The organism is Bacillus sp. GW821-FHT11D08, assembly GCF_058808515.1.
The window spans coordinates 336,280-363,048 of record NZ_JBXARS010000004.1; the positions used below are offsets into that span (position 1 = coordinate 336,280).

27 protein-coding genes are annotated in these 26,769 nt (G+C 46.4%); all 27 read right to left on the reverse strand.

Annotated features, from left to right (window positions below):
* Positions 1-33: 33 nt before the first annotated feature.
* Positions 34-1,437 carry an ATP-dependent protease ATPase subunit HslU gene (gene hslU / locus AC1RRX_RS10905; RefSeq protein WP_007409775.1) on the reverse strand — a complete coding sequence of 468 codons (1,404 nt, stop codon included), beginning with the start codon at positions 1,435-1,437 and terminating at the stop codon, positions 34-36.
* Between the two features lie 16 nt (positions 1,438-1,453).
* Complete coding sequence (hslV, locus tag AC1RRX_RS10910) at positions 1,454-1,999, reverse strand: ATP-dependent protease subunit HslV (RefSeq protein ID WP_003154267.1); 546 nt, start codon at positions 1,997-1,999, stop codon at positions 1,454-1,456.
* Between the two features lie 15 nt (positions 2,000-2,014).
* On the reverse strand, positions 2,015-2,932 hold the full coding sequence (gene xerC / locus AC1RRX_RS10915) for a tyrosine recombinase XerC (protein ID WP_007409774.1): 918 nt from the start codon (positions 2,930-2,932) through the stop codon (positions 2,015-2,017).
* Between the two features lie 69 nt (positions 2,933-3,001).
* A complete protein-coding gene (gene trmFO, locus AC1RRX_RS10920) occupies positions 3,002-4,309 on the reverse strand; it encodes an FADH(2)-oxidizing methylenetetrahydrofolate--tRNA-(uracil(54)-C(5))-methyltransferase TrmFO (protein WP_012117550.1) in 1,308 nt (435 codons plus the stop codon).
* A 64-nt stretch (positions 4,310-4,373) separates the two neighbouring features.
* The gene (topA, locus tag AC1RRX_RS10925) at positions 4,374-6,449 is read right to left on the reverse strand and encodes a type I DNA topoisomerase (protein WP_007409771.1); all 2,076 of its coding nucleotides are present in this window, start codon (positions 6,447-6,449) and stop codon (positions 4,374-4,376) included.
* Between the two features lie 181 nt (positions 6,450-6,630).
* Entirely contained in the window at positions 6,631-7,530 is a 900-nt protein-coding gene (gene dprA, locus AC1RRX_RS10930; protein WP_144464365.1) for a DNA-processing protein DprA, read from the reverse strand.
* A gap of 66 nt (positions 7,531-7,596) precedes the next feature.
* Positions 7,597-8,499, reverse strand: a complete 903-nt coding sequence (sucD, locus tag AC1RRX_RS10935; RefSeq protein WP_003154281.1) for a succinate--CoA ligase subunit alpha — start codon at positions 8,497-8,499, stop codon at positions 7,597-7,599.
* Positions 8,500-8,527: 28 nt separating this feature from the next.
* A complete protein-coding gene (gene sucC, locus AC1RRX_RS10940; protein WP_003154283.1) occupies positions 8,528-9,685 on the reverse strand; it encodes an ADP-forming succinate--CoA ligase subunit beta in 1,158 nt (385 codons plus the stop codon).
* A 174-nt stretch (positions 9,686-9,859) separates the two neighbouring features.
* Entirely contained in the window at positions 9,860-10,141 is a 282-nt protein-coding gene (locus tag AC1RRX_RS10945; protein ID WP_007409769.1) for a FlhB-like flagellar biosynthesis protein, read from the reverse strand.
* Positions 10,138-11,841, reverse strand: coding sequence for a glycosyl transferase (locus AC1RRX_RS10950; protein ID WP_144464367.1), 1,704 nt, complete (start codon positions 11,839-11,841; stop codon positions 10,138-10,140). Before AC1RRX_RS10950 ends, AC1RRX_RS10945 begins: the two co-directional genes overlap by 4 nt.
* Positions 11,842-11,857: 16 nt before the next feature.
* Positions 11,858-12,625, reverse strand: coding sequence for a ribonuclease HII (gene rnhB, locus AC1RRX_RS10955; protein WP_007611398.1), 768 nt, complete (start codon positions 12,623-12,625; stop codon positions 11,858-11,860).
* Between the two features lie 72 nt (positions 12,626-12,697).
* Positions 12,698-13,546, reverse strand: coding sequence for a ribosome biogenesis GTPase YlqF (gene ylqF / locus AC1RRX_RS10960; RefSeq protein ID WP_007409766.1), 849 nt, complete (start codon positions 13,544-13,546; stop codon positions 12,698-12,700).
* Between the two features lie 142 nt (positions 13,547-13,688).
* Positions 13,689-14,036, reverse strand: coding sequence for a 50S ribosomal protein L19 (rplS, locus tag AC1RRX_RS10965; protein WP_003154288.1), 348 nt, complete (start codon positions 14,034-14,036; stop codon positions 13,689-13,691).
* A 140-nt stretch (positions 14,037-14,176) separates the two neighbouring features.
* On the reverse strand, positions 14,177-14,908 hold the full coding sequence (gene trmD / locus AC1RRX_RS10970; RefSeq protein ID WP_007409764.1) for a tRNA (guanosine(37)-N1)-methyltransferase TrmD: 732 nt from the start codon (positions 14,906-14,908) through the stop codon (positions 14,177-14,179).
* Positions 14,905-15,429 (reverse strand): ribosome maturation factor RimM, encoded by a 525-nt coding sequence (gene rimM / locus AC1RRX_RS10975; protein WP_003154290.1) that lies wholly within the window; start codon positions 15,427-15,429, stop codon positions 14,905-14,907. The genes trmD and rimM overlap by 4 nt, the downstream gene beginning before the upstream one ends.
* Positions 15,430-15,433: 4 nt before the next feature.
* A complete protein-coding gene (locus tag AC1RRX_RS10980; RefSeq protein WP_003154291.1) occupies positions 15,434-15,820 on the reverse strand; it encodes a YlqD family protein in 387 nt (128 codons plus the stop codon).
* A 90-nt stretch (positions 15,821-15,910) separates the two neighbouring features.
* Positions 15,911-16,156 (reverse strand): KH domain-containing protein, encoded by a 246-nt coding sequence (locus tag AC1RRX_RS10985; protein ID WP_007611392.1) that lies wholly within the window; start codon positions 16,154-16,156, stop codon positions 15,911-15,913.
* Positions 16,156-16,428: a 30S ribosomal protein S16 gene (rpsP, locus tag AC1RRX_RS10990; protein WP_003154296.1), complete on the reverse strand. Its 273-nt coding sequence runs from the start codon at positions 16,426-16,428 to the stop codon at positions 16,156-16,158. The genes AC1RRX_RS10985 and rpsP overlap by 1 nt, the downstream gene beginning before the upstream one ends.
* Before the next feature lie 105 nt (positions 16,429-16,533).
* The gene (gene ffh, locus AC1RRX_RS10995; protein WP_007409763.1) at positions 16,534-17,874 is read right to left on the reverse strand and encodes a signal recognition particle protein; all 1,341 of its coding nucleotides are present in this window, start codon (positions 17,872-17,874) and stop codon (positions 16,534-16,536) included.
* 13 nt (positions 17,875-17,887) lie between these two features.
* The gene (locus AC1RRX_RS11000; protein ID WP_003154299.1) at positions 17,888-18,220 is read right to left on the reverse strand and encodes a putative DNA-binding protein; all 333 of its coding nucleotides are present in this window, start codon (positions 18,218-18,220) and stop codon (positions 17,888-17,890) included.
* Between the two features lie 121 nt (positions 18,221-18,341).
* The gene (locus AC1RRX_RS11005) at positions 18,342-19,112 is read right to left on the reverse strand and encodes a phosphotransferase family protein (RefSeq protein ID WP_144464369.1); all 771 of its coding nucleotides are present in this window, start codon (positions 19,110-19,112) and stop codon (positions 18,342-18,344) included.
* A gap of 83 nt (positions 19,113-19,195) precedes the next feature.
* Complete coding sequence (gene ftsY / locus AC1RRX_RS11010) at positions 19,196-20,185, reverse strand: signal recognition particle-docking protein FtsY (RefSeq protein WP_003154301.1); 990 nt, start codon at positions 20,183-20,185, stop codon at positions 19,196-19,198.
* Positions 20,186-20,204: 19 nt separating this feature from the next.
* On the reverse strand, positions 20,205-23,765 hold the full coding sequence (smc, locus tag AC1RRX_RS11015) for a chromosome segregation protein SMC (RefSeq protein WP_144464371.1): 3,561 nt from the start codon (positions 23,763-23,765) through the stop codon (positions 20,205-20,207).
* Between the two features lie 101 nt (positions 23,766-23,866).
* Positions 23,867-24,616, reverse strand: a complete 750-nt coding sequence (gene rncS, locus AC1RRX_RS11020; protein WP_014417754.1) for a ribonuclease III — start codon at positions 24,614-24,616, stop codon at positions 23,867-23,869.
* 139 nt (positions 24,617-24,755) lie between these two features.
* The gene (acpP, locus tag AC1RRX_RS11025) at positions 24,756-24,989 is read right to left on the reverse strand and encodes an acyl carrier protein (protein WP_003154310.1); all 234 of its coding nucleotides are present in this window, start codon (positions 24,987-24,989) and stop codon (positions 24,756-24,758) included.
* Positions 24,990-25,073: 84 nt separating this feature from the next.
* Entirely contained in the window at positions 25,074-25,814 is a 741-nt protein-coding gene (gene fabG / locus AC1RRX_RS11030; RefSeq protein WP_003154312.1) for a 3-oxoacyl-[acyl-carrier-protein] reductase, read from the reverse strand.
* Positions 25,807-26,760, reverse strand: a complete 954-nt coding sequence (gene fabD, locus AC1RRX_RS11035) for an ACP S-malonyltransferase (protein ID WP_144464373.1) — start codon at positions 26,758-26,760, stop codon at positions 25,807-25,809. Before fabD ends, fabG begins: the two co-directional genes overlap by 8 nt.
* Positions 26,761-26,769: the final 9 nt, after the last annotated feature.

The window sequence follows — 26,769 nt, forward strand, 5'->3', positions numbered from 1 at the left end:
AATAATCCTCCTAGAATTCCTCTTATTAAATTTTCACAATATAAATTGACTTAGATCTTTGTTGTTTGCAATCGTTCCGAGCTTTTCTTCAACGTATTGCGGCGTGATAGCGACTTTTTCCATCGTCACGTCCGGCGCTTCAAACGACAGGTCTTCCAAGAGACGTTCCAATATCGTGTGAAGCCTTCTCGCTCCGATGTTGTCCGTATCCTGATTCACATGATAAGCTACTTCGGCGATCTTACGAATAGCTTCGTCAGAAAATTCAAGAGATATACCTTCTGTCTGCAATAAAGCCTGATATTGTTTTAACAGCGCGTTATCGGGTTCGACGAGAATCTTCACAAAATCATCTACCGTCAGCTTGCTCAATTCTACACGAATCGGAAAGCGGCCCTGCAGCTCCGGAATCAAATCAGACGGTTTGGCCATATGGAATGCCCCGGCTGCGATAAACAGCACGTGATCTGTTTTGACGGAGCCGTATTTCGTGACGACGGTAGATCCTTCGACAATCGGAAGGATATCTCTTTGAACGCCTTCTCTCGATACATCTGCTGAGGAAGAAGCCCCTCCGTTTTTTGCGATTTTATCTATTTCGTCAATAAAGATAATGCCGCCCTCTTCAGCTCTTAACACGGCCTCCTGGCCGACTTCATCCATATCGATTAATTTGCCTGCCTCTTCATTGGTCAGAACCTTCCTTGCTTCTCTGACCGTCATTTTGCGGCGTTTTTTCTTTTTTGGCACCAGATTGCTCAGCGCATCCTGCATATTCATGCCCATTTGCTCCATCCCGGAGCCTTGCAGCATGTCAAACATCGACGGCTGCTGCTCTTCCACCTCTACGGAGACGTAATGGTCTTCGAGCTCTCCCAATGCGAGCTGATGCGCCATGCGCTTTCTTTTCTCTTCAAGGCTTGCTTCTTCCTGCTGGTCGGCTTCATCATCATTTGCCGCCTGGTTTCCTCCGAAGAGCATTTCAAACGGATTTTTCACACCCGCTTGTTTTTTCTTTCCCGGAACGAGAAGCCGCACTATACGTTTGTTTGCATTTTCTTCAGCCTGTTCTTTCACTTCGCTGATTTTTTCTTCTTTAATGAGCCGCACGGATGTCTCAACGAGGTCTCTGACCATTGATTCGACATCTCTGCCTACATAGCCGACTTCTGTAAATTTTGTCGCTTCAATTTTTATAAATGGCGCACCGGTAAGCTTGGCGATCCGTCTGGCGATCTCTGTTTTCCCCACCCCGGTCGGGCCCATCATCAGGATGTTTTTGGGGACGATCTCGTCTCTCAGTTTTTCATCAAGAAGACTTCTGCGATAGCGGTTTCTTAATGCCACGGCGACAGCTTTTTTCGCATCCTGCTGTCCTACAATGTATTGATCCAACCGATCTACGATTTGTCTCGGTGTTAACGGTTTGTTTTCCATGCGCCTCAAGTCCTTTCTATTCAAGTTCTTCCAAAATGATCTGATCGTTTGTGTACACACAAATCTCGCCCGCGATTTTCAAAGCGGCTTTTGCAATATCTTTGGCGGACAGATTCTCTCCGGCATAGGTTTTCAGCGCTCTTCCTGCTGACAGGGCGTAGTTTCCGCCGGAGCCGATTGCCAAAATGCCGTCATCCGGCTCAATCACTTCACCTGTTCCCGATACGAGAAGCAAGGTATCCTGGTTCATGACAATCAGCATGGCTTCCAGCTTGCGCAGCACTTTATCGCTGCGCCATTCTTTCGCAAGCTCAACCGACGCACGTTTTAAATTGCCGTTGTATTCTTCAAGCTTCGCCTCAAACATTTCAAAAAGTGTGAAAGCGTCTGCAACAGATCCCGCAAATCCGGCCAGAACCTTTCCGTTAAACAGCTTTCTCACTTTTCTCGCGGTATGTTTCATGACTACAGCCTGACCGAATGTGACCTGGCCGTCTCCTGACATAGCGCTTTTCCCGTTATGCTGGACGGCAAAAATCGTTGTCGCATGAAAAGATGACATGAGAAGGGCCTCCTTTTAATTTTCTTTAAAAGCTCTCGGGTGGTGGGACATATATGTGTTTCTCAGCATTTCCTTCGATACATGTGTGTATATCTGCGTAGAAGACAGATTGGAATGGCCCAAAAGCTCCTGGACGCTTCTTAAATCAGCCCCTTCATTCAGCAGATGAGTCGCAAACGTGTGCCGAAGCATATGCGGGTGTATATGTAAAGTGCCGGATGCTTTTTTTACAAGCCCGCTTAAAATATACCGGATTCCTCTGGCGGTCAGCGGGCCGCCTCTTTGATTGACAAACAGCACATCATGAGGCTCTTTTGCTTTTTCAAGCAGGCACTGCCTTCCGCTGTTGATATACAGCTCCAGCGCATCACGGGCATATGAGCCGAACGGGATATAGCGCTGCTTCTTGCCTTTCCCGTGAACGAGCACCGTATCCATGAACAGGTCAAGATCTCCGACAGTGAGCGTACAGCACTCACTGACCCTCATTCCGGTCGCATAAAGAAGCTCAAGCAGGGCCTGATCGCGCATCCCTGACGGCTGACTTCTGTCTGAAACAGCGAATAGTTCCTCAAGTTCTTTTTCATAAAGAAACTTCGGAATCCGTTTCTCTTGTTTCGGCAGATGAACAAGCTGAAACGGATTCTCTTCAACAAGCTTTTCCCTCATTAAAAATTTATAGAAGCTTCTCAAAGCTGAAATTTTCTTGCTGATTGTTTTTCTTGACAGGCCTTTTTCATAAGCCTCCGTCAAAAATATTCTCACATCATGATATGCAGCTTCTTTCATTCCATTTATATTTTGAGCATGCAGAAACATCCCAAATTCTTCAATCGAATTAACATAATTCACAATAGTATATTGTGAATAATTTTTTTCAATTTGTAAATATTCAACGAATAACTTTAAAAAAAAGTTAACATTCTCAGTCATTATGAAGACCTCCCTCTCCGAAGGGCTTTTAAATGGTATCATATAATGCATCGAAGTTGCAATGAAAAGCTATATCGTTTTCGAAATAGTTTGAATAGTCTCAATTGCGCGTTTAGCGTATTCTTCATTTCGTTCTTTTTTGTTTTTAATTTTTACAGGCAATTCTTTTAAGAGGCCGAAGTTTGCATTCATCGGCTGGAAGTTCTTCTGATTTGTCGTCGTAATGTAGTGAGCCATGCTTCCGATCGCCGTCTCCTGCGGGAATGTCACAAGATCCTGACCGAGCACAAGTTTGGCGGCATTGATTCCCGCTACAAGACCTGAAGCGGCAGATTCAACATAACCCTCTACGCCGGTCATTTGGCCCGCGAAAAACAGATCATTCCGCTGTTTAAATTGATATGTCGGATTCAAAAGGCTCGGCGAGTTGATAAATGTGTTTCTGTGCATGACGCCGTATCTGACGATATCAACATTTTCAAGACCGGGGATCAGTTTAAGCACTTCTTTTTGGTCTCCCCATTTTAAATGTGTCTGAAAACCTACAATATTATAAAGCGTTCCCGCCGCATCATCCTGTCTGAGCTGAACGACTGCATAAGGGCGCTTGCCTGTTTTCGGATCTTCCAGTCCGACCGGTTTCATCGGTCCGAACAGCATCGTTTTCTTGCCTCTTTTCGCCATGACTTCAATCGGCATGCAGCCTTCAAAGAAGATTTCTTTCTCGAATTCTTTTAAAGGTACCGTCTCAGCCGTCGTCAATGCTTCATAGAAACGGTCGAACTCTTCCTCTGTCATCGGGCAGTTTAAGTACGCCGCTTCTCCCTTGTCATAACGGGATTTTAAGTACACTTTCTCCATATCGAGGCTGTCTTTTTCGACAATCGGCGCCGCCGCGTCATAAAAATACAGGTACTCTTCTCCGGTGAGTTCTTTCAGTTGCTGTGAAAGCGATTCTGACGTAAGCGGTCCGGTCGCGATAACAGTCGGACCTTCCGGAATCTCTGTTACTTCCTCAGTAAGAACCGTTACGTTCGGATGGTTTTTCACGAGATCCGTCACGCTTTGCGCAAATTCATGACGGTCAACGGCAAGCGCTCCCCCGGCCGGAACCGAGCATTTATCAGCAGATTGAATGATTGCCGAGTCAAGGGCCCGCATTTCTTCTTTTAATACGCCTACCGCATTGGCGAGTGTATTTGAACGGAGGGAGTTGCTGCATACCAGTTCGGCGAATTTATCAGTATGATGGGCTGCCGTCTGCCTGACGGGCCGCATTTCGTATAGTTTTACTTGAATTCCTCGTTTTGCAAGCTGCCATGCCGCTTCACTTCCGGCAAGGCCTGCTCCGATTACATTAACTGTTTGCTGGTTCATTTCTTTTCATCTCCTGTTGTTTGTCCCTTCCACACAAAGAAGGTGAGCAAGGCACTGCTCACCGCTACTTCTGTGGTTCTTCCTTATAATCGCATTCGACGCATTGGACTTGTATGCCTTTTTTAAGCTTTTTCTCTACGAGCATATTTTCACATTTCGGGCATTTTCGTTCAATCGGTTTGTCCCAAGATACGAAGTCGCATTCAGGATAACGGTCACAGCCGTAAAAGATGCGTTTCTTTTTTGATTTTCGTTCGACAATGTTTCCTTCATGGCACTTAGGGCATTTTACGCCGATTTGTTTGACAATCGGTTTTGTATTCCGGCAGTCAGGAAAATTGGAGCACGCCATAAATTTGCCGTATCGGCCCATTTTATAAACCATCCGGGAGCCGCATAACTCACAATCTTCATCGGCGTATTCAGGTTCAATTTCCACTTCTTTCATTTCGGCTTCCGCTTTTTTCACGCGTTTTTCGAAATCAGTATAGAAGCTGTCAATGATTTGAACCCATTCTGTCTGGCCATCTTCAACATGATCAAGGTCTCTTTCCATTTTAGCCGTGAATTCAACGTTAATGATTTCCGGGAAAAACTCCATGATAAGATCCAGCACGATCTGCCCAAGCTCAGTCGGCACAAACCGTTTATTGTCTAATCCCACGTAACCGCGGCGCTGGATGGTGTCAAGAGTCGGCGCATATGTCGAAGGACGGCCGATCCCCAGTTCTTCAAGCGTTTTAACCAGGCGCGCCTCTGTATAACGCGGAGGCGGCTGAGTAAAGTGCTGCTCAGGCTCAATATCTTTCGATAAAACCGTGTCTCCCTCTTTAAGGTCCGGAAGCATGCGGTCTTTTTCTTCCAGCTGATCGTCTTTACCCTCTACATAGACTTTCATGAAGCCGGCGAATTTGACTTTACTTCCGTTTGCCCGGAATGTCAATCCGTTATTGCTGAGATCGACGCTCATCGTATCAAGGACGGCAGGGGCCATCTGGCTTGCAACAAAGCGCTCCCAAATCAGCTTGTATAATCTGAGCTGGTCTCTTCCAAGCACCGCTTTTAAGTCGGCAGGTTTTCTGAGCACCGAAGTCGGGCGGATCGCTTCGTGAGCATCTTGTGCGTTTTCATTTTTCTTTGCCGGTTTCCGTTTTCCCGCTAAGTACTCTTTGCCGTACGCCTGATCAATAAAAGCTGACGCTTCTTCAACGGCTGTATTGGAAATCCGCGTTGAGTCCGTTCTCATATACGTGATGAGCCCGACTGTCCCTTCTTTGCCGAGATCAATTCCTTCATATAATTGCTGCGCGATCATCATCGTTTTCTTCGCTCTGAAATTCAGCTTTCTTGCAGCCTCCTGCTGCAGAGTGGACGTTGTAAACGGCAGAGCGGGATTTCGTTTGCGCTCTTTTTTCGTAACCTTGTCAACTGTATACTTATTGCCTTTCAGCTGAGCAAGGATGGCTTTTACGTCTTCTTCGCTTTTTAAAGGAAGCTTTTTGCCGTTTTTTCCGAAAAATCCGGCTTCAAACGTCTCTTTTCCTTTTAAAAATGAGCCGGTAATCGTCCAGTACTCTTCAGGTTTAAAGTCGTTGATTTCCTTTTCCCGGTCGATGATCAGCCGGAGCGCAACGGATTGCACACGGCCCGCACTGAGGCCTTTTTTTACTTTTTTCCAAAGAATCGGGCTGATTTTGTATCCGACGAGTCTGTCTAGTATGCGGCGCGCCTGCTGCGCATCGACAAGATCCATATTAATCATGCGCGGATGTTTAAATGATTCTTTAATGGCGTCTTTCGTTATTTCATTAAAGACGACCCGGCAGTCCGAGCTGAGATCCAGATCAAGACTGTGTGCGAGATGCCATGCAATCGCTTCCCCTTCTCTGTCGGGGTCGGCCGCGAGATAGACTTTTTTTGCTTTCTTTGCCGCTGTTTTTAATTCTTTTAAAACAGGGCCTTTTCCGCGGATCGTAATATATTTCGGTTCAAAGTTCTGTTCGATGTCAACTCCCATTTGACTTTTCGGAAGATCCCGGACATGTCCCATTGAAGCTTTGACTTTATATTTCTTCCCTAAATAACGTTCAATCGTTTTCGCCTTTGCCGGCGATTCCACGATGACTAGATAATCAGACATTTTCATCCCCCTCAAGAGGTGTTCTCTCTCTTTTCAAGTATCAATTCATTTTAGAGCTGCCTTTTTATGGCTTTCAACATTTCATTCTTTATGATGAACGTCATTTTATACATGAAAATAATGTGCAACTTTAAATCCTCACTATTATTAAATATTACAATACCGTTTGTCAAACGATATTTCAAAAGGGTTCCGTATACTGAACGCATCGGGCGGTCAGCTCTCCGTCAATATCCTCTGCGCATAATACAGCTTTCGCCCCTTCTTGAATGAGTTTTATAGGTCCTCCGGAATATGGATTAAATATGGAACCCGGAACGGCAAATACCTCTCTGCCTTGATCGAGAGCCTGGTAAGCTGTGATTAATGAACCGCTTTTTTCTTTTCCCTGCACGACCACAATTCCTTCACTTAGTCCGCTGATTATGCGGTTTCTCATCGGAAAGTGCCATTTTTTCGGCTTTGTTTCAGGAGGATGTTCTGAGAGTAGGAGATGGTGTTCAGCCATGTATTCTGCTAACAGGAGATTTTCCCGGGGATAGATGTGATGGAATCCGCCGGCTATCACGCCGATCGTAAGCCCTTTTGCCCTGATGCTCGCCTTATGAGACAATCCGTCTATACCGGATGCAAGCCCGCTTACAATGACCCAGCCTTTTTCTGAGAGTTCGGCGGAAAGATGCCCAGCCGCTTTTATTCCGTCTTCCGTCGGTTTCCGCGTTCCTACAATCCCGATTTTTCTGCCTTTTTCAAGAAGCAGCGTGTTCCCTTTTGCATACAAGACAGCCGGCGGATCATAAATCGCTTTAAGCCATGTTGGATAGCGGCTTGATGAAATCGGAATGACAGTAATGCCTTCTCGGCGGTAATCGGACAGAACTTCATCAAGTTCCGGATCCTTGCGCTCTATTTCCCGAAAAATTGCTTCCGGGGCTGTTTTCCCTTCTGATAAAACAGTTAATGGATGCGGATTCGGTAAAAAAGACAGAGAATGATCAGCTTTCCACCATTTTAATAGAAGAGACGGGGAAATGATTTGATTAATACTGCAGACCATTAAACAGCGCGATGCTTGATCCAAATCTGGAAACCTCCTCTTTTTTTTCAGCAAAAACAGGAACAGCCGTTACGGCTGCCCCTGCTTCGATCAGTGCGTTTTGCACGTTTCAAATAAGCCTTTTTCTTTTAACACCTTAATCAGCGTTTCACCCATTACAGAAGGGGTTTCCGCGACTTCAATTCCGCAGGCGTTCATCGTCTTGACTTTTTCTTCTGCCGTGCCTTTTCCTCCGGAGATGATGGCGCCCGCATGGCCCATGCGTTTTCCCGGAGGCGCGGTTTTACCGCCGATAAAGCCGACAACAGGCTTCGTCATGTTCGCTTTCACCCACTCAGCCGCTTCTTCTTCAGCTGTGCCGCCGATTTCTCCGATCATGATGACAGCATGTGTTTCAGGATCTTCATTGAACGCTTTTAACACGTCAATAAAGTTCGTGCCGTTGACCGGATCGCCGCCGATCCCTACAGCGGTAGATTGGCCTACGCCGGCTTCTGAAAGCTGATGGACGGCCTCGTATGTCAATGTTCCTGAACGGGACACAACGCCTACATGACCCTTTTTATGAATGTATCCCGGCATAATGCCGATCTTGCATTCTTCAGGTGTAATAACACCAGGGCAGTTCGGCCCTATTAATCTCGTTTTCTTGCCTTCCATAAAACGCTTCACTTTCACCATGTCCAAAACCGGAATGTGCTCAGTGATACAAATGACAAGATCAATTTCCGCGTCAACCGCTTCCATAATTGCGTCCGCCGCAAACGGAGCCGGCACGTAAATAACTGACGCATCTGCGCCCGTTGTATGAACCGCTTCTGCGACCGTATTGAATACCGGTACGCCTTCCGCTTCCGTTCCGCCTTTTCCAGGTGTTACACCGCCAACGATATTCGTGCCGTATTCCAGCATCTGCTTTGTATGAAATAAAGCGGTAGAACCTGTAATCCCCTGTACAATAACTCTTGTATCTTTATTGATAAAAACACTCATTATCTGGTCCCCTGCCTTTCATTCTTTCCTAAACTAAGGATACGATTTTCTGTGCGCCGTCTGCCATTGATTCCGCAGATGTGATGTTTAAGCCTGATTCATTCAGGATTTTCTTTCCTAAATCTACGTTTGTCCCTTCAAGGCGCACGACCAGCGGCAATGTCAAGCCGACTTGTCTCGTGGCTTCAACAACGCCCTCGGCGATGACATCGCACTTCATGATGCCTCCGAAAATATTGACGAAAATTCCTTTTACGTTTTGATCGGAAAGAATGATTTTAAAAGCTTCCGTAACTTTTTCTGCGGTTGCGCCGCCCCCGACATCAAGGAAGTTTGCAGGTTCTCCGCCGTAGTGTTTAATGATATCCATTGTAGACATTGCAAGACCCGCGCCGTTTACCATACAGCCGATATTTCCATCAAGGGAAATGTAGCTTAAATCGTATTTTGACGCTTCGATTTCTTTCGGATCTTCTTCATCTAAATCTCTGTATTCCATAATGTCTTTTTGTCTGTATAACGCATTGCTGTCGAAGTTCAGCTTAGCATCCAGCGCCATGACGTTTCCGTCCCCCGTAACGACGAGAGGGTTGATCTCGGCGATGGAGCAGTCCTTTTCAACAAATGCTTTGTATAAACCGAGCATAAATTTAGCGGCTTTGCCGACAAGCTCTTTCGGGATGTTAATTGCGAATGCAATTTCCCTTGCCTGATAGCCCTGAAGGCCGACAGCCGGATCAATTACCGCTTTTTTAATTTTTTCAGGAGTTTTTTCCGCTACTTCTTCAATCTCCGTTCCGCCTTCTTCAGACGCCATTAAAACGATTCTTGAAGTAGCGCGGTCAAGTACAAGCCCGACATAGTATTCCTTTTTAATATCGCAGCCTTCTTCAATAAGTAAGCGTTTTATTACTTGTCCGTCCGGACCCGTTTGATGTGTGACGAGCGTCTTACCTAACAGTTCTTCGGCATACTCTTTCACTTCATCTTTTGTTTTTGCAATCTTTACCCCACCAGCTTTGCCGCGGCCGCCAGCATGGATTTGCGCCTTTACGACATAAACCGAGCTTGACAGGCTCTCTGCTTTTTCAACTGCTTCCTCTGCTGTAAAAGCCACTTTACCTTCAGGAACAGACACCCCGTATTTTCTGAGGACTTCTTTTCCCTGGTACTCATGGATATTCATTTCCCATCCTCCTAACTTATGTAGCAAAACTAAAAATAGACTGCGCTTTCATTCTATATAATACTGGAAGAATTGTCTAGGGTTCAAAACAAAATCTTTATATCCTTCCAAACATTCTAACTTTTATTTTATTGAAAATATAAATTTAAACGGAGTCCGGGAAATGAATGATCCTTATTTTTCGTTTTTCAGGGTTTCGTCCAGTCTGTAAACAAATGAAAAAATTTCGGCAACGGTTTCATAGAGCGCCTCCGGTATCTGATCGTCAACCGTCAAATGGCGCATTAATTCGACAAGGGTTCTGTCTTCCTGAATGGGGACCCCAGCTTTCTCAGCTTCTTTTATAATATTTTCCGCCACGTGCCCCCTGCCTGTTGCGACAACCTTCGGGGCTTGGTCTTTCTGCCGGTCGTAATGCAGGGCGACAGCTCTTCTTAACGGCGTTTGCTCTTTCATATTTTCACATCCACTTTTCTTCCGCCGTCTTTTTCTATAAACTCTTCCACAAGAGTGCTCTGGTCTTTCGGGCGCCGTTTTTTAGCCGTGACGCCTGACAGGCTGAAGCCCGTTTCTTTTACAGCTTCTTTTAAAGCCGGTACGAGAGGGTCGATGGCCGCCTGAAGCTCAAAATCAGTCTCAACCGTAATGGTCATTACATTTTGCTGAATCATGCAGTCCACAACGGTTTCTTGCAGTGTTTCAAGATGCAGCAAAAACAGGAGCCTGCAATGTGACGGGTCGAGTTTTCCGTCCGGCTTCTTCCGTCCTTTAAAGAGAACTGTGATATCATTCTCATACGCGGACGCTCCCAGCGGAAATGACAGCACCATCTGCGTAAAAGAAGGGTTATGCTGCTCAATAAACAACTGGCCGTTTAATTTATGAAGAAGCGGTTCCGCCTCTTGTTTAACGGATTGGGGCGCTTCTTGAAGCGTCCGGACGGCTTGAAGGGCCGTTTTCAGCGCTTGTTTCTCCGGCTGCGGAGACACGCCTTTTTCAAGCGCTGTAATGAATGATAATTCATCACGCGTGCCCAGTCCTTTTTTGATTTTCTGCAAAAGGCTTAATACATCATGTTTTTCCGCATATTTCAATTCGGTGAGCTGAGCGGCTTTTTCGAAAACAGCCGCCTCCTGTTCTGTCAGATGTGCGTTTTGAAGAACAGGTGCTGTTTTAAATGTTTTTTCTTGAGAAATGAAAGCCTTAATGATCTCCGCCGTTACTTTTACGGGACGGTTTTCAGTTTTTTCTGCCGATGTCATTAATTTCTCTATAATCTGTTTTGCCGTTTTTTCAGGAAGTTCCGGATTTGCCCGTGCACTCGGAGGAGAAGGCTGGCTTGAGACTGCCTTTCCGTTTTCACGAGTCTCTCGGACAAATGGTGATTGTTTTGATTCCGTCCGTTCTCCTTCATCCATCAGCCCGGTTTCTGAGAGCGGCATGCGTGCAGCCTCGGCAAGCTTCTTCAAGAGACGTTCTGCATGAAGATCCGTTTCCGCGTTTAACACGTCAGAAACCGCCTCTTTGAGCACAGACAGCTCTTTTGCCGATTGCGGAGCCTGATTGATTGCCTGAAGCAGTCCTGAGAGGAGGCGCCGGGTCGGAACCGGATATTTAACGGCATGAATGGCTGACAAGACTTCCGGATGTGCGGGCAGTTCCCGTTTCAGCGCAAATACGATTGTTTCCGCCGCTTTTTTCAATTCGGCGGCCGGAAGCGATTCAGCCCAGCGGATGCAAGCTTTGAGGCTGTTTTCCGTCATCGGCAGCTTCTGCTGCATAAACGTTTCGGCAATCTGCAGAGACACAGGGCCCGGTTTGACAGAAAGAGCGTTTAACAGTCTTCCCGCCGCTTCCTGAACGGTTTTCGGGCTTCCTTCGAATTGGTCAATGACATGAAGCCGGCCCGTTTTTTCCGCCGGCTGTTTGTCATAAGAAAACCAGTAATACGCCTGCGGACGAAGGGCGGTTTCAAGTTTTCCCTGCATCGTCCGGCCGCCGATTTGGATAAGAGCGCTTTGATCGTCCAGCAAACGGAGAACCTTCCCTAACAGCAGCCTTTGAGAGCCGCTGTCTTTACCGCCGTCTTGCCGGTCCGGAGAGATTTCCGCCGTCAGCTGTCTGAAAGCCGCTTGGATTTCGCCGCTTATGTTCATGTCTTAAGCCTCTTTTCTAACAATAAGATTGAACGGGAGCGAACGTTTTTCGGTGAATAGTTGTCGGTCCGTATGCCTGAAGAGCTTCAAGATGTTCTTTCGTTCCGTAGCCTTTATTTTTTTCAAAGCCGTACATGGGGTAGGTTTTGGCGTACTCAGCCATGAGACGGTCCCGCGTTACTTTTGCTATGCAGGCTCCGGCGGCAATTGACACGCTTTTGGCATCCCCTTTTATAACTGATGACTGCGGAATGTCAAGCGGAAGGGTCATGGCATCAACAAGCAGATAATCAGGTGTTTCCGTTAAAGCATTGACGGCTTTTACCATCGCCAGTCTCGCGGCCTCATAAATGTTGATCCGGTCAATGACGTCCGCATGGACAATGCCGACTCCTACAGCCGCCGCTTCTTCCGTGATCCGGCTGTAATACTCCTCGAGCTTCTTTTCCGACAATTTCTTCGAGTCCGTGAGACCGAGAATCTCGCATTCTGCCGGCAAAATGACGGCGCCGGCGACAACCGGTCCGGCAAGCGGCCCTCTTCCGGCTTCGTCAACACCCGCAATCAGGCGGAAGCCCTTTTTGGATGACAGTCTTTCGTATGCCGTCATGTTCAGCCATTGCTCTTTAAGAGCTTTTTCCTTCGCGTGCTTTTTCAGCCATTGCTCTAAAAGCGTCTGTACGCTTTTTCTCGGGTCTTTCTCACATTGGGCAAGGAAGGGGTCGCTTTCGTCCCTGACCTCTTGCAGGCGTTCTTTTACGCTTTTTACGGTTAATGTATTCACGTTCTCTTCTCCCTTACATTATGTATATCGGTATTCTGCGGAAAAAATAAAGACCCGCATCGCTGCGCGTCTTTATTCTGATGGTGTTTCAAATGAAAGCCTGCCGAATTTTTCCGTCCGGATGTCCCGAATGATGACTTCCGTTGTTTTATCATAGTCAACCATTCCTCCGCCCATCAAACAGCCGCGTTTTTCACCGATCGCGTCGAAAAGAGCGGCGATATCCTCAGGGATTTCCTGAAGTCCGTAGCGCTCCTTCAAGCGGTCGGGATAATGCTCTTCCAGAAAGCGCAGCCCGAAGACGGCCACATCCTGCAGGTTGATAATCGTATCTTTAATCGCCCCGGTGATCGCCAGGCGCAAGCCGACAAGCTCATCTTCAAATTTAGGCCATAAAATTCCCGGTGTATCGAGCAGCTCTAATTCCTTGCCTACCTTTACCCACTGCTGTGAAGTGGTAATGCCGGGCCTATCTCCCGTCTTGGCAATGTTTTTTTTGGCCAGCCGGTTAATGAGCGTAGACTTGCCGACATTCGGAATGCCGATGATTAATGCGCGGATTGCTCTTGGCCTAACACCTTTTGCTTTCATTTTATCGAACTTATCTTTCAGCAGCTCTTTCGAGGACGGCACGATTTGATGCAGTCCCTGCCCGTTAACGGAGTTTATTGAAAGAGAGGGAATGCCCTGTTCCTGAAAGTGGTCCTTCCACTGGGCAGTCACAGCCGCATCCGCCTTATCGGCTTTATTTAAAAGCATAATGCGCGGCTTATTTTTTAAAATCTCCTCAATCATCGGATTTCTCGATGACATCGGGATTCTCGCATCCACCAATTCGTATACGATATCAATTAATTTCAGTTTTTCTGTTACTTCCCGTCTCGCTTTAGCCATATGGCCTGGGAACCATTGAATGGTCATGTGACTTCGACACCTGCCTTATTTACCGGAACCGGATGTTCCGATGATCTCTTATGTATTTTACGTTGCTTGTTCTGCTTTTACAAATTTCATATAAAAAAAGAGCCTGTTACGGGTAACAAGCTCTTTTCGTTCGTTATCATTATCGTCTGATTTCTTTAATACGAGCCGCTTTTCCGCGAAGTTCACGCAGGTAGTAAAGCTTAGCGCGACGTACTTTACCGTAACGTACAACTTCGATTTTCGCGATTTTTGGTGTGTGTACAGGGAATGTACGTTCAACGCCAACACCGTAAGAAATCTTACGAACTGTGAACGTTTCGCTGATTCCACCACCACGACGCTTGATCACAACACCTTCGAAGATCTGGATACGCTCACGGTTACCCTCAACAACTTTTACGTGTACACGTAAAGTGTCACCAGGACGGAACGCAGGAAGATCAGTGCGAAGCTGTTCTTTTGTGATATCTTGAATTAGTTTTTGCATCGTTTTCAACTCCTTCCAACAGATGCTCTTGGCCACAACTGCAAGGCACAGCGGAACATCGTTTTCAAGCTTCTGAAGGATAAGCCTCCTTAAGCCACAAGTAGTATCTTATCATATCTTCATCGCCTGCGCAATAGAATCTATTCGTTTTCCCACTCGGAAATCCATTTTCTTTGCTCATCAGTGAGAGGATAGTTTTCAAGAAGATCCGGACGTCTTAAAAAGGTTCTTCTGATTGATTCTTTATTGCGCCATTTTTGTATTTTTGCATGGTTGCCCGACAGAAGGGTCTCAGGCACTTTTAAGCCTCTATAATCTGCAGGCCTCGTATAGTGCGGATGCTCTAAAAGCCCCGTGCTGAAGGAATCCTCCACGTGGGATGCTTCTTTTCCGAGGACGCCCGGCAAAAGCCTGACAACGCTGTCGGCGATCATCATGGCAGGGAGCTCTCCCCCGGTCAGCACAAAATCCCCGATGGAGATTTCATCAGTGACAAGATGTTCCCGGATCCGTTCATCATACCCTTCATAATGTCCGCAAATAAACATGAGATGTTCCTCTTGTGCCAGCTCCTCGGCTTTCTTCTGCGTATAACGCTCACCTTGCGGGCAGACGAGAATAATGCGCGGCTTGGCGTCCGTACCGGCTGTCAGCTTTTCAACCGCATCAAATACAGGCTGCGGCTTTAACACCATCCCGGCTCCCCCGCCGTACGGGTAATCATCAACCGTTTGGTGTTTATTATCCGAAAAAGCCCGGAAATTGATGACGTCAAAACGGACAGCCTCTTTTTCCTGTGCTTTTTGCAGAATGGAGGAGCCGAGCACCCCTTGAAACATTTCGGGAAACAGTGTTAAAAAGTCGATTTTCATTCGTCTATTAACCCTTCCATTACATGAATCTTAATTTTCTTCTCATTTATATTAATATCCTTTACCACAGAAGCAATATACGGAATGAGCGCATCTTTTTTGCCTTTTCTTGCAACCACCCATACGTCATTAGCCCCTGGCGTCAAGATTTCCTTCACTGTGCCGATCAGTTCCCCGTCTTCTGACACAACCTCGCAGCCGATGATTTCATGAAAATAAAATTCATCTTCTTCAAGCTCTCCCAAGTCTTCTTCAGGGACTTTGATCACCATGTTTCTTAGGTGTTCGACTTCATTGAGACTCGGCATTTCTTTGAATTGCAGCAGGTGAAACTGCTTGTGAAGCCTGTGGGCGCTGACCGTTACTTTGATTGGCTCCGCAGCCCCTTCCGCAAACAAATAGAGCGTATTGCCGGGCTTGTACCGTTCTTCGGCAAAGTCCGTTTTAGAAATGACCCGCACTTCGCCTTTAATGCCGTGGGTATTTACAATTTTGCCTACATTAAACCATCTGTTTGTCATATTATCACCTCGGGCGGATTTCAATTACTACCCCGTCTTTTATGACGATGGTATTTGCCGCTGTTTTTTCATGCCAGTTATCACCGACGTTGATTGAAAGCAGCGCATCGATCTCCTTTTCCTTCACTTCGCTTCCAAGCGGGAGCGACTCTGTCTGGCTTATTTGGAAATCGATCATTTTGATTTTGTCTTGTCTTTTCTCAATGGCTTTTTTAAAAGATTCCGCTACATCGGGATTCTGCTGATCTTTTTCATGTTTTCTAAGCTGAAAATAGAGCTGGCTGCATTCTCGTTCAAGCGTTTGCTTTTTTTCTGCAAAAGAGGCCAAAAGCTTTTCCTTGCTTTGCTCGGTCAGAACCTGCATAACGGTTACTCTGTGAATAATCTGCATAGGACCAGACTCCCCACTCTTCCAACATATTTCTGTTCATTTGCCTTTTTTACGTGTAAAAAAAGGGGAGGTGCCGGCCCTCTCCCTTTTTCAGTCAAATATTTCAAATTGAACTTTCTTAGAAGACTGTGCGCCAGCTGCAAAAACGACGGTTCGAATCGCTCTTGCAGTCCGGCCTTGCTTTCCGATAATCTTACCGGTATCTGACTTATTGACAGATAAGCGCAGCGCAATCTTTTGATCAGTCTCTTCCTTTGTGACCGTTATGTCTTCCGGATGGTCGACAAGCGGAGCCACAATGCTGACAATCAAATCTTCCAAGTTCTGATCAGTCATTACTTGCCTTGTTTAGCGTTGTGGAATTTTTCCATAATTCCTTGGCTTGAGAACAAGTTGCGGACTGTATCAGAAGGTTTAGCTCCTGTTTGAAGCCATTTAAGAGCAAGCTCTTCGTTGATTTTCACTTCAGCCGGCTTTGCAACCGGGTTGTATGTGCCGACTGTTTCGATGAAACGGCCGTCACGCGGTGAACGAGAATCTGCTACAACAATACGATAGAAAGGAGATTTTTTTGCTCCCATACGTTTTAAACGAATTTTTACTGCCATTTTACTAGCACCTCCGAAAATATTTCAACAAGATAGTATATTAACAATGATAAAAGTGTTTGTAAAGTGTTTTTTCTTAACAACGGTTTTATCATGTATAACCGATTACATAAAAGGTAATTTAAAGCCTTTTTTCTTCCCTTTTGTCATGTTGGTCATCTGCTTCATCATTTTTTTCATTTCCTCAAACTGCTTTAAAAGACGGTTGACTTCCTGAACGGATGTTCCGCTTCCTTTGGCAATCCGCTTCCGCCGGCTGGCGTTAATGATATCCGGCTGTTCTTTTTCAAGAACAGTCATTGATTTAATGATCGCTTCCACATGATTCAGCTGTTTTTCATCGACTTGGATGTTTTTTAAGCCTTTCATTTTGCCTGCGCCGGGCATCATTTGCAGCAGTTCGTCAAGAGGCCCCATGTTTCGGACCTGGCCGAGCTGCTCCAGAAAATCATCCAATGTGAAGCTCATCGTTCTCATTTTCTGCTCAAGCTCTTTGGCTTTGTCTTCATCAACGGTCGCCTGAGCCTTTTCAATCAAGGTCAGCACGTCACCCATTCCGAGAATTCGGGATGCCATCCGTTCAGGATGGAACGCTTCAAGAGCATCGAGCTTTTCTCCCATTCCGGCGAATTTAATGGGCGTTTCGGTGACCGCGCGGATAGAAAGCGCCGCACCTCCGCGGGTATCCCCGTCAAGCTTTGTTAAAATGACGCCCGTTAAACCGAGCTGGTCATTAAAGCTTTTGGCGACGTTTACCGCATCCTGACCGGTCATTGAGTCGACGACAAGGAAAATTTCCTCAGGATTTGCGACTTCCTTTACGCCGGAGAGCTCATCCATCAGTTCATGATCGATGTGCAGCCGTCCGGCGGTATCTAAAATCACATAATCATGATGCTCTTCCTTCGCTTTTTCAATCGCCTGTCTGGCAATTTCCACCGGGCTGACCTGATCGCCAAGCGAAAAGACCGGCATATCAAGCTGTTTCCCCAGGGTTTCCAGCTGTTTAATCGCGGCGGGGCGGTAAATATCCGCAGCCACGAGCAGCGGTTTGCGGTTATGTTTTTTGCGCAGCAGGTTGGCAAGCTTCCCCGTGGTTGTCGTTTTACCGGCACCTTGGAGCCCGACCATCATAATAACGGTCGGCGGGCGTTTGGCGACGGCAATTTTGCTTTCTTCGCCGCCCATCAGCTCGGTAAGCTCTTCTTTTACGACTTTAATAACCTGCTGACCGGGTGTCAGACTCTGCATAACGTCCTGTCCGACAGCCCGTTCACTTACTTTTTTCACAAAATCCTTTACGACTTTAAAGTTAACGTCAGCCTCAAGAAGCGCAAGACGAACTTCACGCATCATCTCTTTTACGTCTTGTTCGCTGACTTTTCCTTTTCCGCGGATTTTTGAAATCGTCTTTTGCAGTCGGTCGGCTAATCCTTCAAATGCCATTGTTTGCCGCCTCCTAATCTAATTTCTCAAGCGCTTCAATCAGAGCCGTCATTTTTTCCTCTTCCTGCAACCCGGAAGCAAGCTCTTTCAGCTTTGTAAACATTTCTTTACGCTCCTGAAACTTTTTAAAAAGGAGCAGTTTTTCTTCATATTGTTCAAGCATCGCTTCAGTCCGTTTGATGTTATCGTAAACGGCTTGCCTTGAAACGTCATACTCTTCGGCTATTTCACCAAGGGAGAAATCGTCCAGATAATAAAGCGACATATAGCTCTTTTGTTTTGACGTCAGCAACGACTGATAGAAGTCAAATAAATAGTTCATTCTCGTCGTTTTTTCGAGCGACATTTGAGCTCTCCCCTTTGTTAAGTCAAATCCCTTTACATAAACTTAGTTTACATGGTTTCAGAGCGTGTGTCAAGTTTTTATCTTGTCAAAGCAGGATGCTCTTTTTACATAATAAGTTTTTTCAAAAAAATTCATATAGACCGTCGTTAAAATACTCGAATTCTTGTTTTGATACACGATAGCGGCAATAGCCTTCGTAAAAAGCATTGAGGCATGCTTCATTTGTGACAAAATGACTGATCGCTAATGATTCATCATATCGCGGATCTCCCGCCGATATTCCCGCAGCATCGATAAACAGATAGACCTCTCCGTCTTTCACCAGCACATTATCAGTCGTGCAGTCACCGTGAATCATTGTCTGCTGAACAGGAACAGGCCTGCACCTGTCCAATTCCTTCAAAAGCTCTGCACTTCCTTCAGCCTGTCCTTTTTTGACATATTCCCCGGCTCGTTTGATTTGCAGATCGAGCCAGTCTGTTTCCGGCTGTAAACCAGAGACCATTTCGGTTTCATGCAGACGTTGCAGAAACTGGCCGAAACTTTTGATCAGCTTTTTCTTTTCAGTATCCCCTTTTGCTTTTCTTAAAGCCGAAGTCAGTGTGATTCCATCCTCAAATGACATTACGATATGGCTGGCATGCTGTTCCTGTATCATCCCATAATAAATAGGAACAGGCAGACGACGAGTTTCCGTCAGTTTTTGTAAAACGAAGGCTTCTCTCATTAACCATTCCCGATACTTCTGTTGAAAAGAACTTTTCAGCAGAAATGCGTCTTGGCCGGTCACTATTTTCCGAACGGTTGAAGTGCCTCCCTGTTCATCCAGCAGCGACATATGGTTTATCGCTCCGACCTTACTTTCCAATTCAGCTTTCAGCCATTTGTCCAACAACTGCCCCCTCCATTCCGATCTATCAATGCGTATAAAAAAACGAGTATAAAACCGTCCATTTTATACTCGTTTTTTATTCATTAATCCTCGGCTTTTTCAACTAAATCCGAAAAGAGACCGTATACGTAAGATTCTGCATCAAACCGCTGAAGATCGTCAACCTTTTCTCCGAGGCCGACCAGTTTCACGGGGATGTGAAGCTCATTGCGGATCGCCAGGACGATACCGCCTTTTGCGGTGCCGTCAAGCTTCGTTAACGCGATACCCGTCACATTCGTCGCTTTGGAGAATTCTTTCGCCTGCGCCATCGCATTCTGACCTGTCGTCGCGTCCAGCGCAAGGAGAACCTCATGCGGAGCCTCAGGCACTTCGCGTTCGATGACGCGTTTGACTTTTTCAAGCTCTTTCATTAAGTTTACTTTATTCTGAAGGCGGCCGGCCGTATCACAAATCAGCACATCCGCTCCTCTTGCTTTAGCCGCGTGTACGGCATCATAAATAACCGCAGCAGGGTCGCTTCCGGCAGCCTGTTTAATGACAGGCACGCCTGTACGCTCTCCCCACACTTCAAGCTGTTCAATCGCCCCGGCTCTGAAGGTGTCTCCGGCAGCGAGCACAACGGATTTGCCTTCATTCTTCAGCTTATGGGCAAGTTTTCCGATCGTTGTCGTTTTTCCAACGCCGTTTACCCCGACAAGCAGAATAACGTTCAGGCGCCCGTCCTGAATATTTAATTCAGAAATCTGTTCGTCGCCGCTGTTATAAATGTCGACAAGCTTTTCAGAAATGACGGACTGCACTTCCTGAGGATCCTGGATGTTTTTCAGCTTCACTTCTTTTTTGAGCTCATCAATCAGCTCCATGACCGTTGTAAAACCTACGTCAGCGCCAATCAGCACTTCCTCAAGCTCTTCGAAGAAATCCTCGTCGACTTTCCGGTAGCGGGAGACGAGTTCGTTCACTTTATTTGAGAAGGAATTTCTTGTTTTTTCAAGACCATCTTTAAATTTTTCAGAGACGGAGTCTGTCTGTTTCGTGATTTTCTCTTTTAATTTTTTAAAAAAGCTCATCTTTCAACCTCTTTCCTCGTTACTGAACGAATTCTTTTGTTTCTTCCAGTTTGACCGAAACCATTCGGGAAACGCCGGATTCCTGCATCGTAACACCGTAGAGGACATCCGCTTCTTCCATGGTGCCTTTTCTGTGGGTGATGACGATAAACTGGCTGTCGCCGCTGTATTTTTTTAAATATTGCGCAAACCTGAATACATTGGCTTCATCAAGCGCAGCTTCCACTTCATCAAGGACGCAGAAGGGCACGGGCCTTACTTTCAGAATGGAGAATAAAAGGGCAATGGCAGTCAGCGCCCGTTCTCCCCCTGACAAAAGATTTAAGTTTTGCAGTTTTTTACCCGGAGGCTGCGCGATAATGTCCACCCCGGAATTAAGAAGATCATTCGGATCAGTCAGCTTCAGTTCAGCCCGTCCTCCTCCGAATAAAGAACGGAACACGTCGTTGAATTGAGAACGGATCTGGATAAACGTTTCATGGAATCGCTTCGTCATTTCAGAATCCATTTCTTCAATGACTTGAAACAGTGTATTTTTCGCTTCCGTCAGGTCATTTTTCTGCTCTGTTAAAAACTGATACCGTTCGTTTACTCTTTCAAATTCATCGATGCTGCCGAGATTGACCGTTCCGAGCTCTTCAATTGAAAGCTTGATCAGTTTGACCCGTTTTCTCGCCTCTTCAGGCTCGAGTTCGAGCTGATATTGTTCTTTTGCTCCTTCAAAGGATAAGCTGTACTCCTCGCGTAAATACTGCAAGAGATTATCAAGCTCAACTTCCATCCGGCCGAGTTTTACCTCTTCATCTTTCAGAATGTCTGTTTTTTGCTTGTAGAGACGCTTCATTTCTTTCAGTTCAAGCTCGTTCGTATCAAGAGCCCGCTGGAGCTTCACACGCTGGTCGCGCCGGCTGGCGATCAATTCGATCGTTCTCGTTTTATCGTGAAGCTTGTGATGGGCTGCTTCTTCAAGCTGCTCCTCACCGCTTGTGCTGGACGTCATCTCTGAGGTCAGAAGGCTTAAATCTTCCCGTGTTTCTTTCAGAGCGAGCTGTGTTTCTTCAAGCTCTTTTTTCAGCCTTTTGAGGTTGTCTTCCTCACTCGAGCACGCCTGTTCTTTTTTCGCAGCGGCCACTTTACATTCCGTCAGTTCATGAGAGAGCGTTTCTTTTGTTGAGGATAGGGTCTGCTTTTGTTTTGTCAGCCTTTCCATCTCTTCCTCAAGCTCTTTCAGCTGGCCGGATGCCTCACTCAGCTGTTCTTCCAGAGCTGATTTGCGCGTCTCTTTTTCCCGGCTGCTTTCGGTCAGTGATGCTTTCTCCTGATCGTAAAGCTCCAGATGGGTATTGATGTTCTTTTCAGCAACTTCGAGTTCATACAGCCTGCCTTTTACATCCTGCTGCTTTGTTCTGAAAGCTTCACCGTCTTCACGGAGACCGCTCAGCGTATGTTCAAGCTCTTGAATGGCCTGCTTCAGCGTTTTGACCTCTTTTTCGAGCAGTGCTGTTTTTTCTTCCATTTCGGCAAGCCGCGCAGTCACCGTCTCAAGCTCACGGCTTCTGCCGAGCAGAGAATTGTTTTTCTTTTTGACCGCGCCGCCTGTCATTGATCCGCCTGGATTGACGACATCGCCCTCAAGCGTCACGATGCGGTAGCGGTGCCCGAGAAGCTTGGCCAGTTCATTCGCGCCTTTTAAATCTTCAGTGATCAGCACGGTGCCGAGAAGGTTTTGAATGACATTCCGATACGCCGCATCATATGTGACAAGCCCGCTTGCTGTGCCAAGGAAAGACGGATGCTTCTGAGCCGTCTGTTCATCACGGGTTTGAAGCTGGCGCGGTTTCATAACCGTAAGCGGCAGGAACGTCGCGCGGCCGAAGGAATTCTGTTTTAAATATTGAATCGCTTTCCGCGCCGCCTGCTCATCGTCTGTGACAACGTGCTGCGCCGCTGCGCCGAGTGCAATCTCGATCGCCGTTTCATATTTTTGTTCGGTGGCAATCAGTTCGAGAACGGCGCCGCGGATGCCGCCGAGCTGCTCTTTCTGCTTCAGCACTTCTTTTACGCCTTGGTAAAATCCTGAAAAATCGCCTTGCATCGTTTCAAGCATATCTTTTTTGGATCTGGCCTGCTGGACGAATTGATATGCCTGATACAGCGCAGATTCTTTCTTTTCATATTGGCGTTTTTTCTGTTCATATGCTGTCTGGACTTCGCGAAAGCGGACGACCTGATTGTGAATATCCTCTTCAACGGCGGCCAATTCTTCTTCGCACGCCGCTTTGCGGACTGCAATATCGTTACGTTCTTCAAGATATTTTTCATTGTTTGCTGTCAGTCTCGCCTGCTGGACCGCAGATTGGGACATCTGGTCATCTAAAAGCTGCAGCTCGTTGCGAATCGACGCCTGGCTGTTTAACAATTCAAAGTAATCGCTTTTTAATTGTTCGATTTTGTCTTCTACATTTTCATTATGCAGACTGAGAGCCTGCTGCTTTTCTTTCACCTGGGCGTTTAACCGCTTCACTTCCGCACGAAGTTTATCATAGACGGCAGACTGTTTTTCAATGTCCGCTTTCAGTTCGGCTTCTTTGTTCGTGTAATGTGTAACGGATTCCTCAAGCTGTTCCCGGTTTTGCGCGGCGTTTTTTTTGCGCTCTTTCAGCACTTCTTTCCGGCCTTCCAGCTTTTCCAGCTCTTCACTTGTCACGAGCAGAACCTGCTGCAGTTCGTTGACGGATTCATCAAGCGCATGGATTTTATCTCTCGTCTCTTCTATCATCGCTTCTTTTGCGGACAGAGCCGATGATTCCGCCAATTCTTCTTCTTTAGCAGCCTGCACCTTGTCTTTTAAACCCGACCATCTGCCATGCAGTTCTTCGATGTCAAAGGCGGTAAGGGCGATTTCGACATGCTCAAGCTCTTTCTTTTTTTCTAAGTAGTCTTTGGCGATTGATGCCTGGATTTTCAGCGGTTCGACCTGATCTTCAAGCTCGTGGAGAATATCTTCCACCCTGTTTAAGTTATCCTGCGTCTCAAACAGTTTGTTTTCCGCTTTTTTCTTTCGTGTTTTATATTTCAGCACACCGGCCGCTTCTTCAAAAATACTGCGGCGGTCTTCCGCTTTGCTGCTGAGAATCTCTTCGACTTTCCCCTGGCTGATAATAGAGAATGCTTCTTTTCCGAGCCCGGAGTCCATAAATAAGTCAATGATGTCTTTCAGGCGGCACTGCTGATTGTTGATGAGAAATTCACTTTCTCCGGAACGGTACACCCGTCTCGTCACGCTGACTTCGTGGTAATCGATCGGGAGAAAATGATCTTCATTATCAAGCGTTAACGTGACTTCGGCAAGGTTCAGCCGCTTGCGCGAATCACTTCCCGCAAAAATGATATCTTCCATTTTTCCGCCCCGAAGCGAGCGGGCTGATTGTTCGCCGAGCACCCAGCGGATGGCTTCGGTAATGTTGCTCTTTCCGCTGCCGTTCGGACCGACAACGGCCGTGACGCCTTTTACAAAGTCAACGGATATCCGTTCTGCAAATGATTTAAATCCTATAACGTCTAAACGTTTGAGGAACATCCCAGATCCTCCTTATCGTATAAGTATCTCAATATTATCATAATCACCCGCTTATATCAGGCGCAGACATACTGAAATCCCCCTAGGGAAACAGGGGGATTTTATTGTTTCGTATGATGTTTTTGCATTTTTGCAAGAGCTTCCTGTGCCGCATGCTGCTCGGCTTCTTTTTTGGAACGTCCGTTCCCGATACCGAGCGCCTCACCTTTAAGAGAGACAAGCGCCTCGAATTCCCGGTTGTGGGCAGGCCCTTTTTCATTGAGAATTTTGTACTCAAGCGATCCTTTTCCGTCCCGCTGTACAAATTCTTGAAGCTGGCTTTTGAAATCCATCACATGAGAAAAAGCACCATCGTTTATTTTAGGGAACACGTACACTTTCAGGAATTGCTGAACCGGCTCAAGGCCCTGATCCAGATACAGTGCGCCGATAAACGCTTCAAACACATCCGCTAAAAGCGCAGGACGCTTTCTGCCGCCCGTCATTTCTTCTCCTTTTCCCAAGAGAACAAGATCGCCGAATGACAATTCATGGGCAAGTGAGACGAGTGACGGCTCGCATACGATAGCGGCTCTCAGCTTCGTCAAATCTCCTTCACTCATGGCCGGATATTTGGCAAATAAGAATTGGGAGATCGTCAGTTCCAAAACAGCGTCACCTAAAAATTCAAGCCTTTCATTGTCTTCATACGGCTTTTTCCGATGCTCATTCACATAAGATGAATGTGTAAATGCTTGATACAAAAGTTTCTCGTTTTGAAAATGAACCGAAATCCGTTCTTGGAACTCTTTAAATTGCTCTATTTTTTTATAGAACTTTTTTTTATCTTTAAAATGTGAGTGTTTTGACATAGTAACCTCCATAGGCACATCAGGTTCACCGCGCTCCCCGCCCGTAAACGGAATCGGCAGCGCGTACAGCGTCAGACGCCGGTAACCGAACGATTAAAGGGCTAAAGCCCCGCTGTCAGGCGGGACTTTTAGCATCAGCTTATTGCTGGTTTTGTATGTAGTTCACAGCGTCGCCGACTGTTGCAATCTTTTCAGCATCTTCGTCAGAAATCTCCATATCAAACTCGTCTTCAAGTTCCATAACAAGCTCAACTACATCTAGGGAATCAGCACCTAAGTCTTCCTTGAAAGAAGCTTCAAGTTTGACGTCAGCTTCATCAACGCCAAGGCGGTCTACGATGATTTTCGTTACACGCTCTAATGTATCTGCCATAGCAATTCACCTCCCCTCAAGTATTATAGAGGATTCGTTTTTAAAAAACTAGAGAAACTAGGATGAAATTTTAAAAACAAATCTTCACATCACCATTCCGCCGTCAATATGAAGGGTTTGGCCCGTCATATAACGCGATCCTTCAGAAGCAAGGAACGTAACAACGCTGCTGATATCGGAAGGATCACCGAAACGCGCGAGCGGAATCTGCTTCAGCATTTCATCTTGGACTTCTTTAGAAAGCTTGTCCGTCATATCTGTGGAAATAAAGCCCGGAGCAATGGCATTGACCGTAATATTTCGGCTCGCAAGCTCTTTGGCTGATGACTTCGTTAAGCCGATTACACCGGCTTTTGCCGCCACATAGTTCGCCTGGCCGGGGTTTCCGCTGACGCCGACGATTGATGATACGTTGATAATCCGGCCGGAGCGCTGTTTCATCATCTGTCTTGTCACGGCTTTCGTGCAGTTGAATACACCTTTTAAGTTAATGTTAATGACGTCATCCCATTCATTTTCTTTCATTCTCATCAGAAGATTGTCTTTTGTGATCCCCGCATTGTTCACGAGAATGTCGATTGAAGAAAATGCAGCGACAGCCTCTTTCATCATGTTTTGTACTTCTTCGGAATTTGATACATCGGCTTTTACCGCGATCGCGTTTCGGCCCAAAGATTTGATTTCATCTACGACTTCGTTCGCTTTCGCTTCATTCCCGGAGTAGTTGACTACTACGTTACAGCCGTTTTTCGCAAGATCAAGCGCGATCGCCCGCCCGATTCCGCGGGACGCTCCCGTTACTACTGCTGTTTTTTCATTAAGCATCCTGATTCTCCTCCTTCAGCGCTTGAATCGCCAGTTCGATGGTTTCATGGTCAGAAACCGCGATTGTTTTAAGGCGGCGGTTCACTTTTTTCACAAGGCCTGAAAGCACTTTTCCGGGCCCGATTTCAACAAACGTCGTGACGCCTTCGTCAATCAGTTTGTTAATGGTTTCTTCAAAGCGAACAGGTGAATACAGCTGTTCGATCAGTTTTTTCTTGATATCGTCTTTTTCTGTCATAACGTCAGCCGAAACGTTTGAAATCACGGGAACAGCCGCATTTTTTAACTCACAGGCGCTGAGCACCTCCTCGAGTTTTTGCGCTGCCGGCTTCATTAATTCAGAATGGAACGGTCCGCTTACTTCTAATGGGATTGCCCGTTTTGCTCCGTTGTTTTTCGCTTCTTCTGAAGCCAGCTCCACGCCTTTTGCCGTTCCGGAAATGACGATCTGGCCGGGGCAGTTCAGGTTTGCAAGCTGTACGAGATGTCCGTTTTCCGTCACTTGATCCGTTACCTTTTTCAAGGACTCCGCATCCATTCCGAGAATAGCGGCCATGGCGCCTTCTCCGGCCGGCACGGCTTCATTCATGAATTCTCCCCGTTTTCTTACCGTGTAAACGGCATCTTTAAATGTCATCGCTCCCGCCGCAACAAGCGCCGAATATTCTCCGAGGCTGTGGCCGACGGTGAAATCAGGCGTAATGCCGGATTCTTTAAACTTTTCCAATACGGCGATGCTTGTTGTCAACAGCGCGGGCTGCGCATTGTATGTAAGGGTCAATTCTTCGGCGTCACCTTCAAAAATGAGCGAGCTCAGCTTTGTTTCAAGCGTTTCATCCGCTTCATCAAAAATACGTTTTGACGCTTCTTCGCGTTCGTACAGGTCTTTTCCCATACCGATATATTGTGATCCCTGTCCGGGAAATAAAAATGCAATCTTACTCATGATGCGGTA

Excerpts from the sequence above, each read along its gene's own strand:
- hslU (WP_007409775.1), bottom strand. The coding sequence starts at position 1,437 with ATGGAAAACAAACCGTTAACACCGAGACAAATCGTAGATCGGTTGGAT.
- hslV (WP_003154267.1), bottom strand. The coding sequence starts at position 1,999 with ATGTCATCTTTTCATGCGACAACGATTTTTGCCGTCCAGCATAACGGG.
- xerC (WP_007409774.1), bottom strand. The coding sequence starts at position 2,932 with ATGACTGAGAATGTTAACTTTTTTTTAAAGTTATTCGTTGAATATTTA.
- trmFO (WP_012117550.1), bottom strand. The coding sequence starts at position 4,309 with ATGAACCAGCAAACAGTTAATGTAATCGGAGCAGGCCTTGCCGGAAGT.
- topA (WP_007409771.1), bottom strand. The coding sequence starts at position 6,449 with ATGTCTGATTATCTAGTCATCGTGGAATCGCCGGCAAAGGCGAAAACG.
- sucD (WP_003154281.1), bottom strand. The coding sequence starts at position 8,499 with ATGAGTGTTTTTATCAATAAAGATACAAGAGTTATTGTACAGGGGATT.
- sucC (WP_003154283.1), bottom strand. The coding sequence starts at position 9,685 with ATGAATATCCATGAGTACCAGGGAAAAGAAGTCCTCAGAAAATACGGG.
- AC1RRX_RS10945 (WP_007409769.1), bottom strand. The coding sequence starts at position 10,141 with ATGAAAGAGCAAACGCCGTTAAGAAGAGCTGTCGCCCTGCATTACGAC.
- AC1RRX_RS10950 (WP_144464367.1), bottom strand. The coding sequence starts at position 11,841 with ATGAACATAAGCGGCGAAATCCAAGCGGCTTTCAGACAGCTGACGGCG.
- ylqF (WP_007409766.1), bottom strand. The coding sequence starts at position 13,546 with ATGACCATTCAATGGTTCCCAGGCCATATGGCTAAAGCGAGACGGGAA.
- rplS (WP_003154288.1), bottom strand. The coding sequence starts at position 14,036 with ATGCAAAAACTAATTCAAGATATCACAAAAGAACAGCTTCGCACTGAT.
- trmD (WP_007409764.1), bottom strand. The coding sequence starts at position 14,908 with ATGAAAATCGACTTTTTAACACTGTTTCCCGAAATGTTTCAAGGGGTG.
- rimM (WP_003154290.1), bottom strand. The coding sequence starts at position 15,429 with ATGACAAACAGATGGTTTAATGTAGGCAAAATTGTAAATACCCACGGC.
- AC1RRX_RS10980 (WP_003154291.1), bottom strand. The coding sequence starts at position 15,820 with ATGCAGATTATTCACAGAGTAACCGTTATGCAGGTTCTGACCGAGCAA.
- AC1RRX_RS10985 (WP_007611392.1), bottom strand. The coding sequence starts at position 16,156 with ATGACTGATCAGAACTTGGAAGATTTGATTGTCAGCATTGTGGCTCCG.
- rpsP (WP_003154296.1), bottom strand. The coding sequence starts at position 16,428 with ATGGCAGTAAAAATTCGTTTAAAACGTATGGGAGCAAAAAAATCTCCT.
- ffh (WP_007409763.1), bottom strand. The coding sequence starts at position 17,874 with ATGGCATTTGAAGGATTAGCCGACCGACTGCAAAAGACGATTTCAAAA.
- AC1RRX_RS11000 (WP_003154299.1), bottom strand. The coding sequence starts at position 18,220 with ATGTCGCTCGAAAAAACGACGAGAATGAACTATTTATTTGACTTCTAT.
- ftsY (WP_003154301.1), bottom strand. The coding sequence starts at position 20,185 with ATGAGCTTTTTTAAAAAATTAAAAGAGAAAATCACGAAACAGACAGAC.
- smc (WP_144464371.1), bottom strand. The coding sequence starts at position 23,765 with ATGTTCCTCAAACGTTTAGACGTTATAGGATTTAAATCATTTGCAGAA.
- rncS (WP_014417754.1), bottom strand. The coding sequence starts at position 24,616 with ATGTCAAAACACTCACATTTTAAAGATAAAAAAAAGTTCTATAAAAAA.
- acpP (WP_003154310.1), bottom strand. The coding sequence starts at position 24,989 with ATGGCAGATACATTAGAGCGTGTAACGAAAATCATCGTAGACCGCCTT.
- fabG (WP_003154312.1), bottom strand. The coding sequence starts at position 25,814 with ATGCTTAATGAAAAAACAGCAGTAGTAACGGGAGCGTCCCGCGGAATC.
- fabD (WP_144464373.1), bottom strand. The coding sequence starts at position 26,760 with ATGAGTAAGATTGCATTTTTATTTCCCGGACAGGGATCACAATATATC.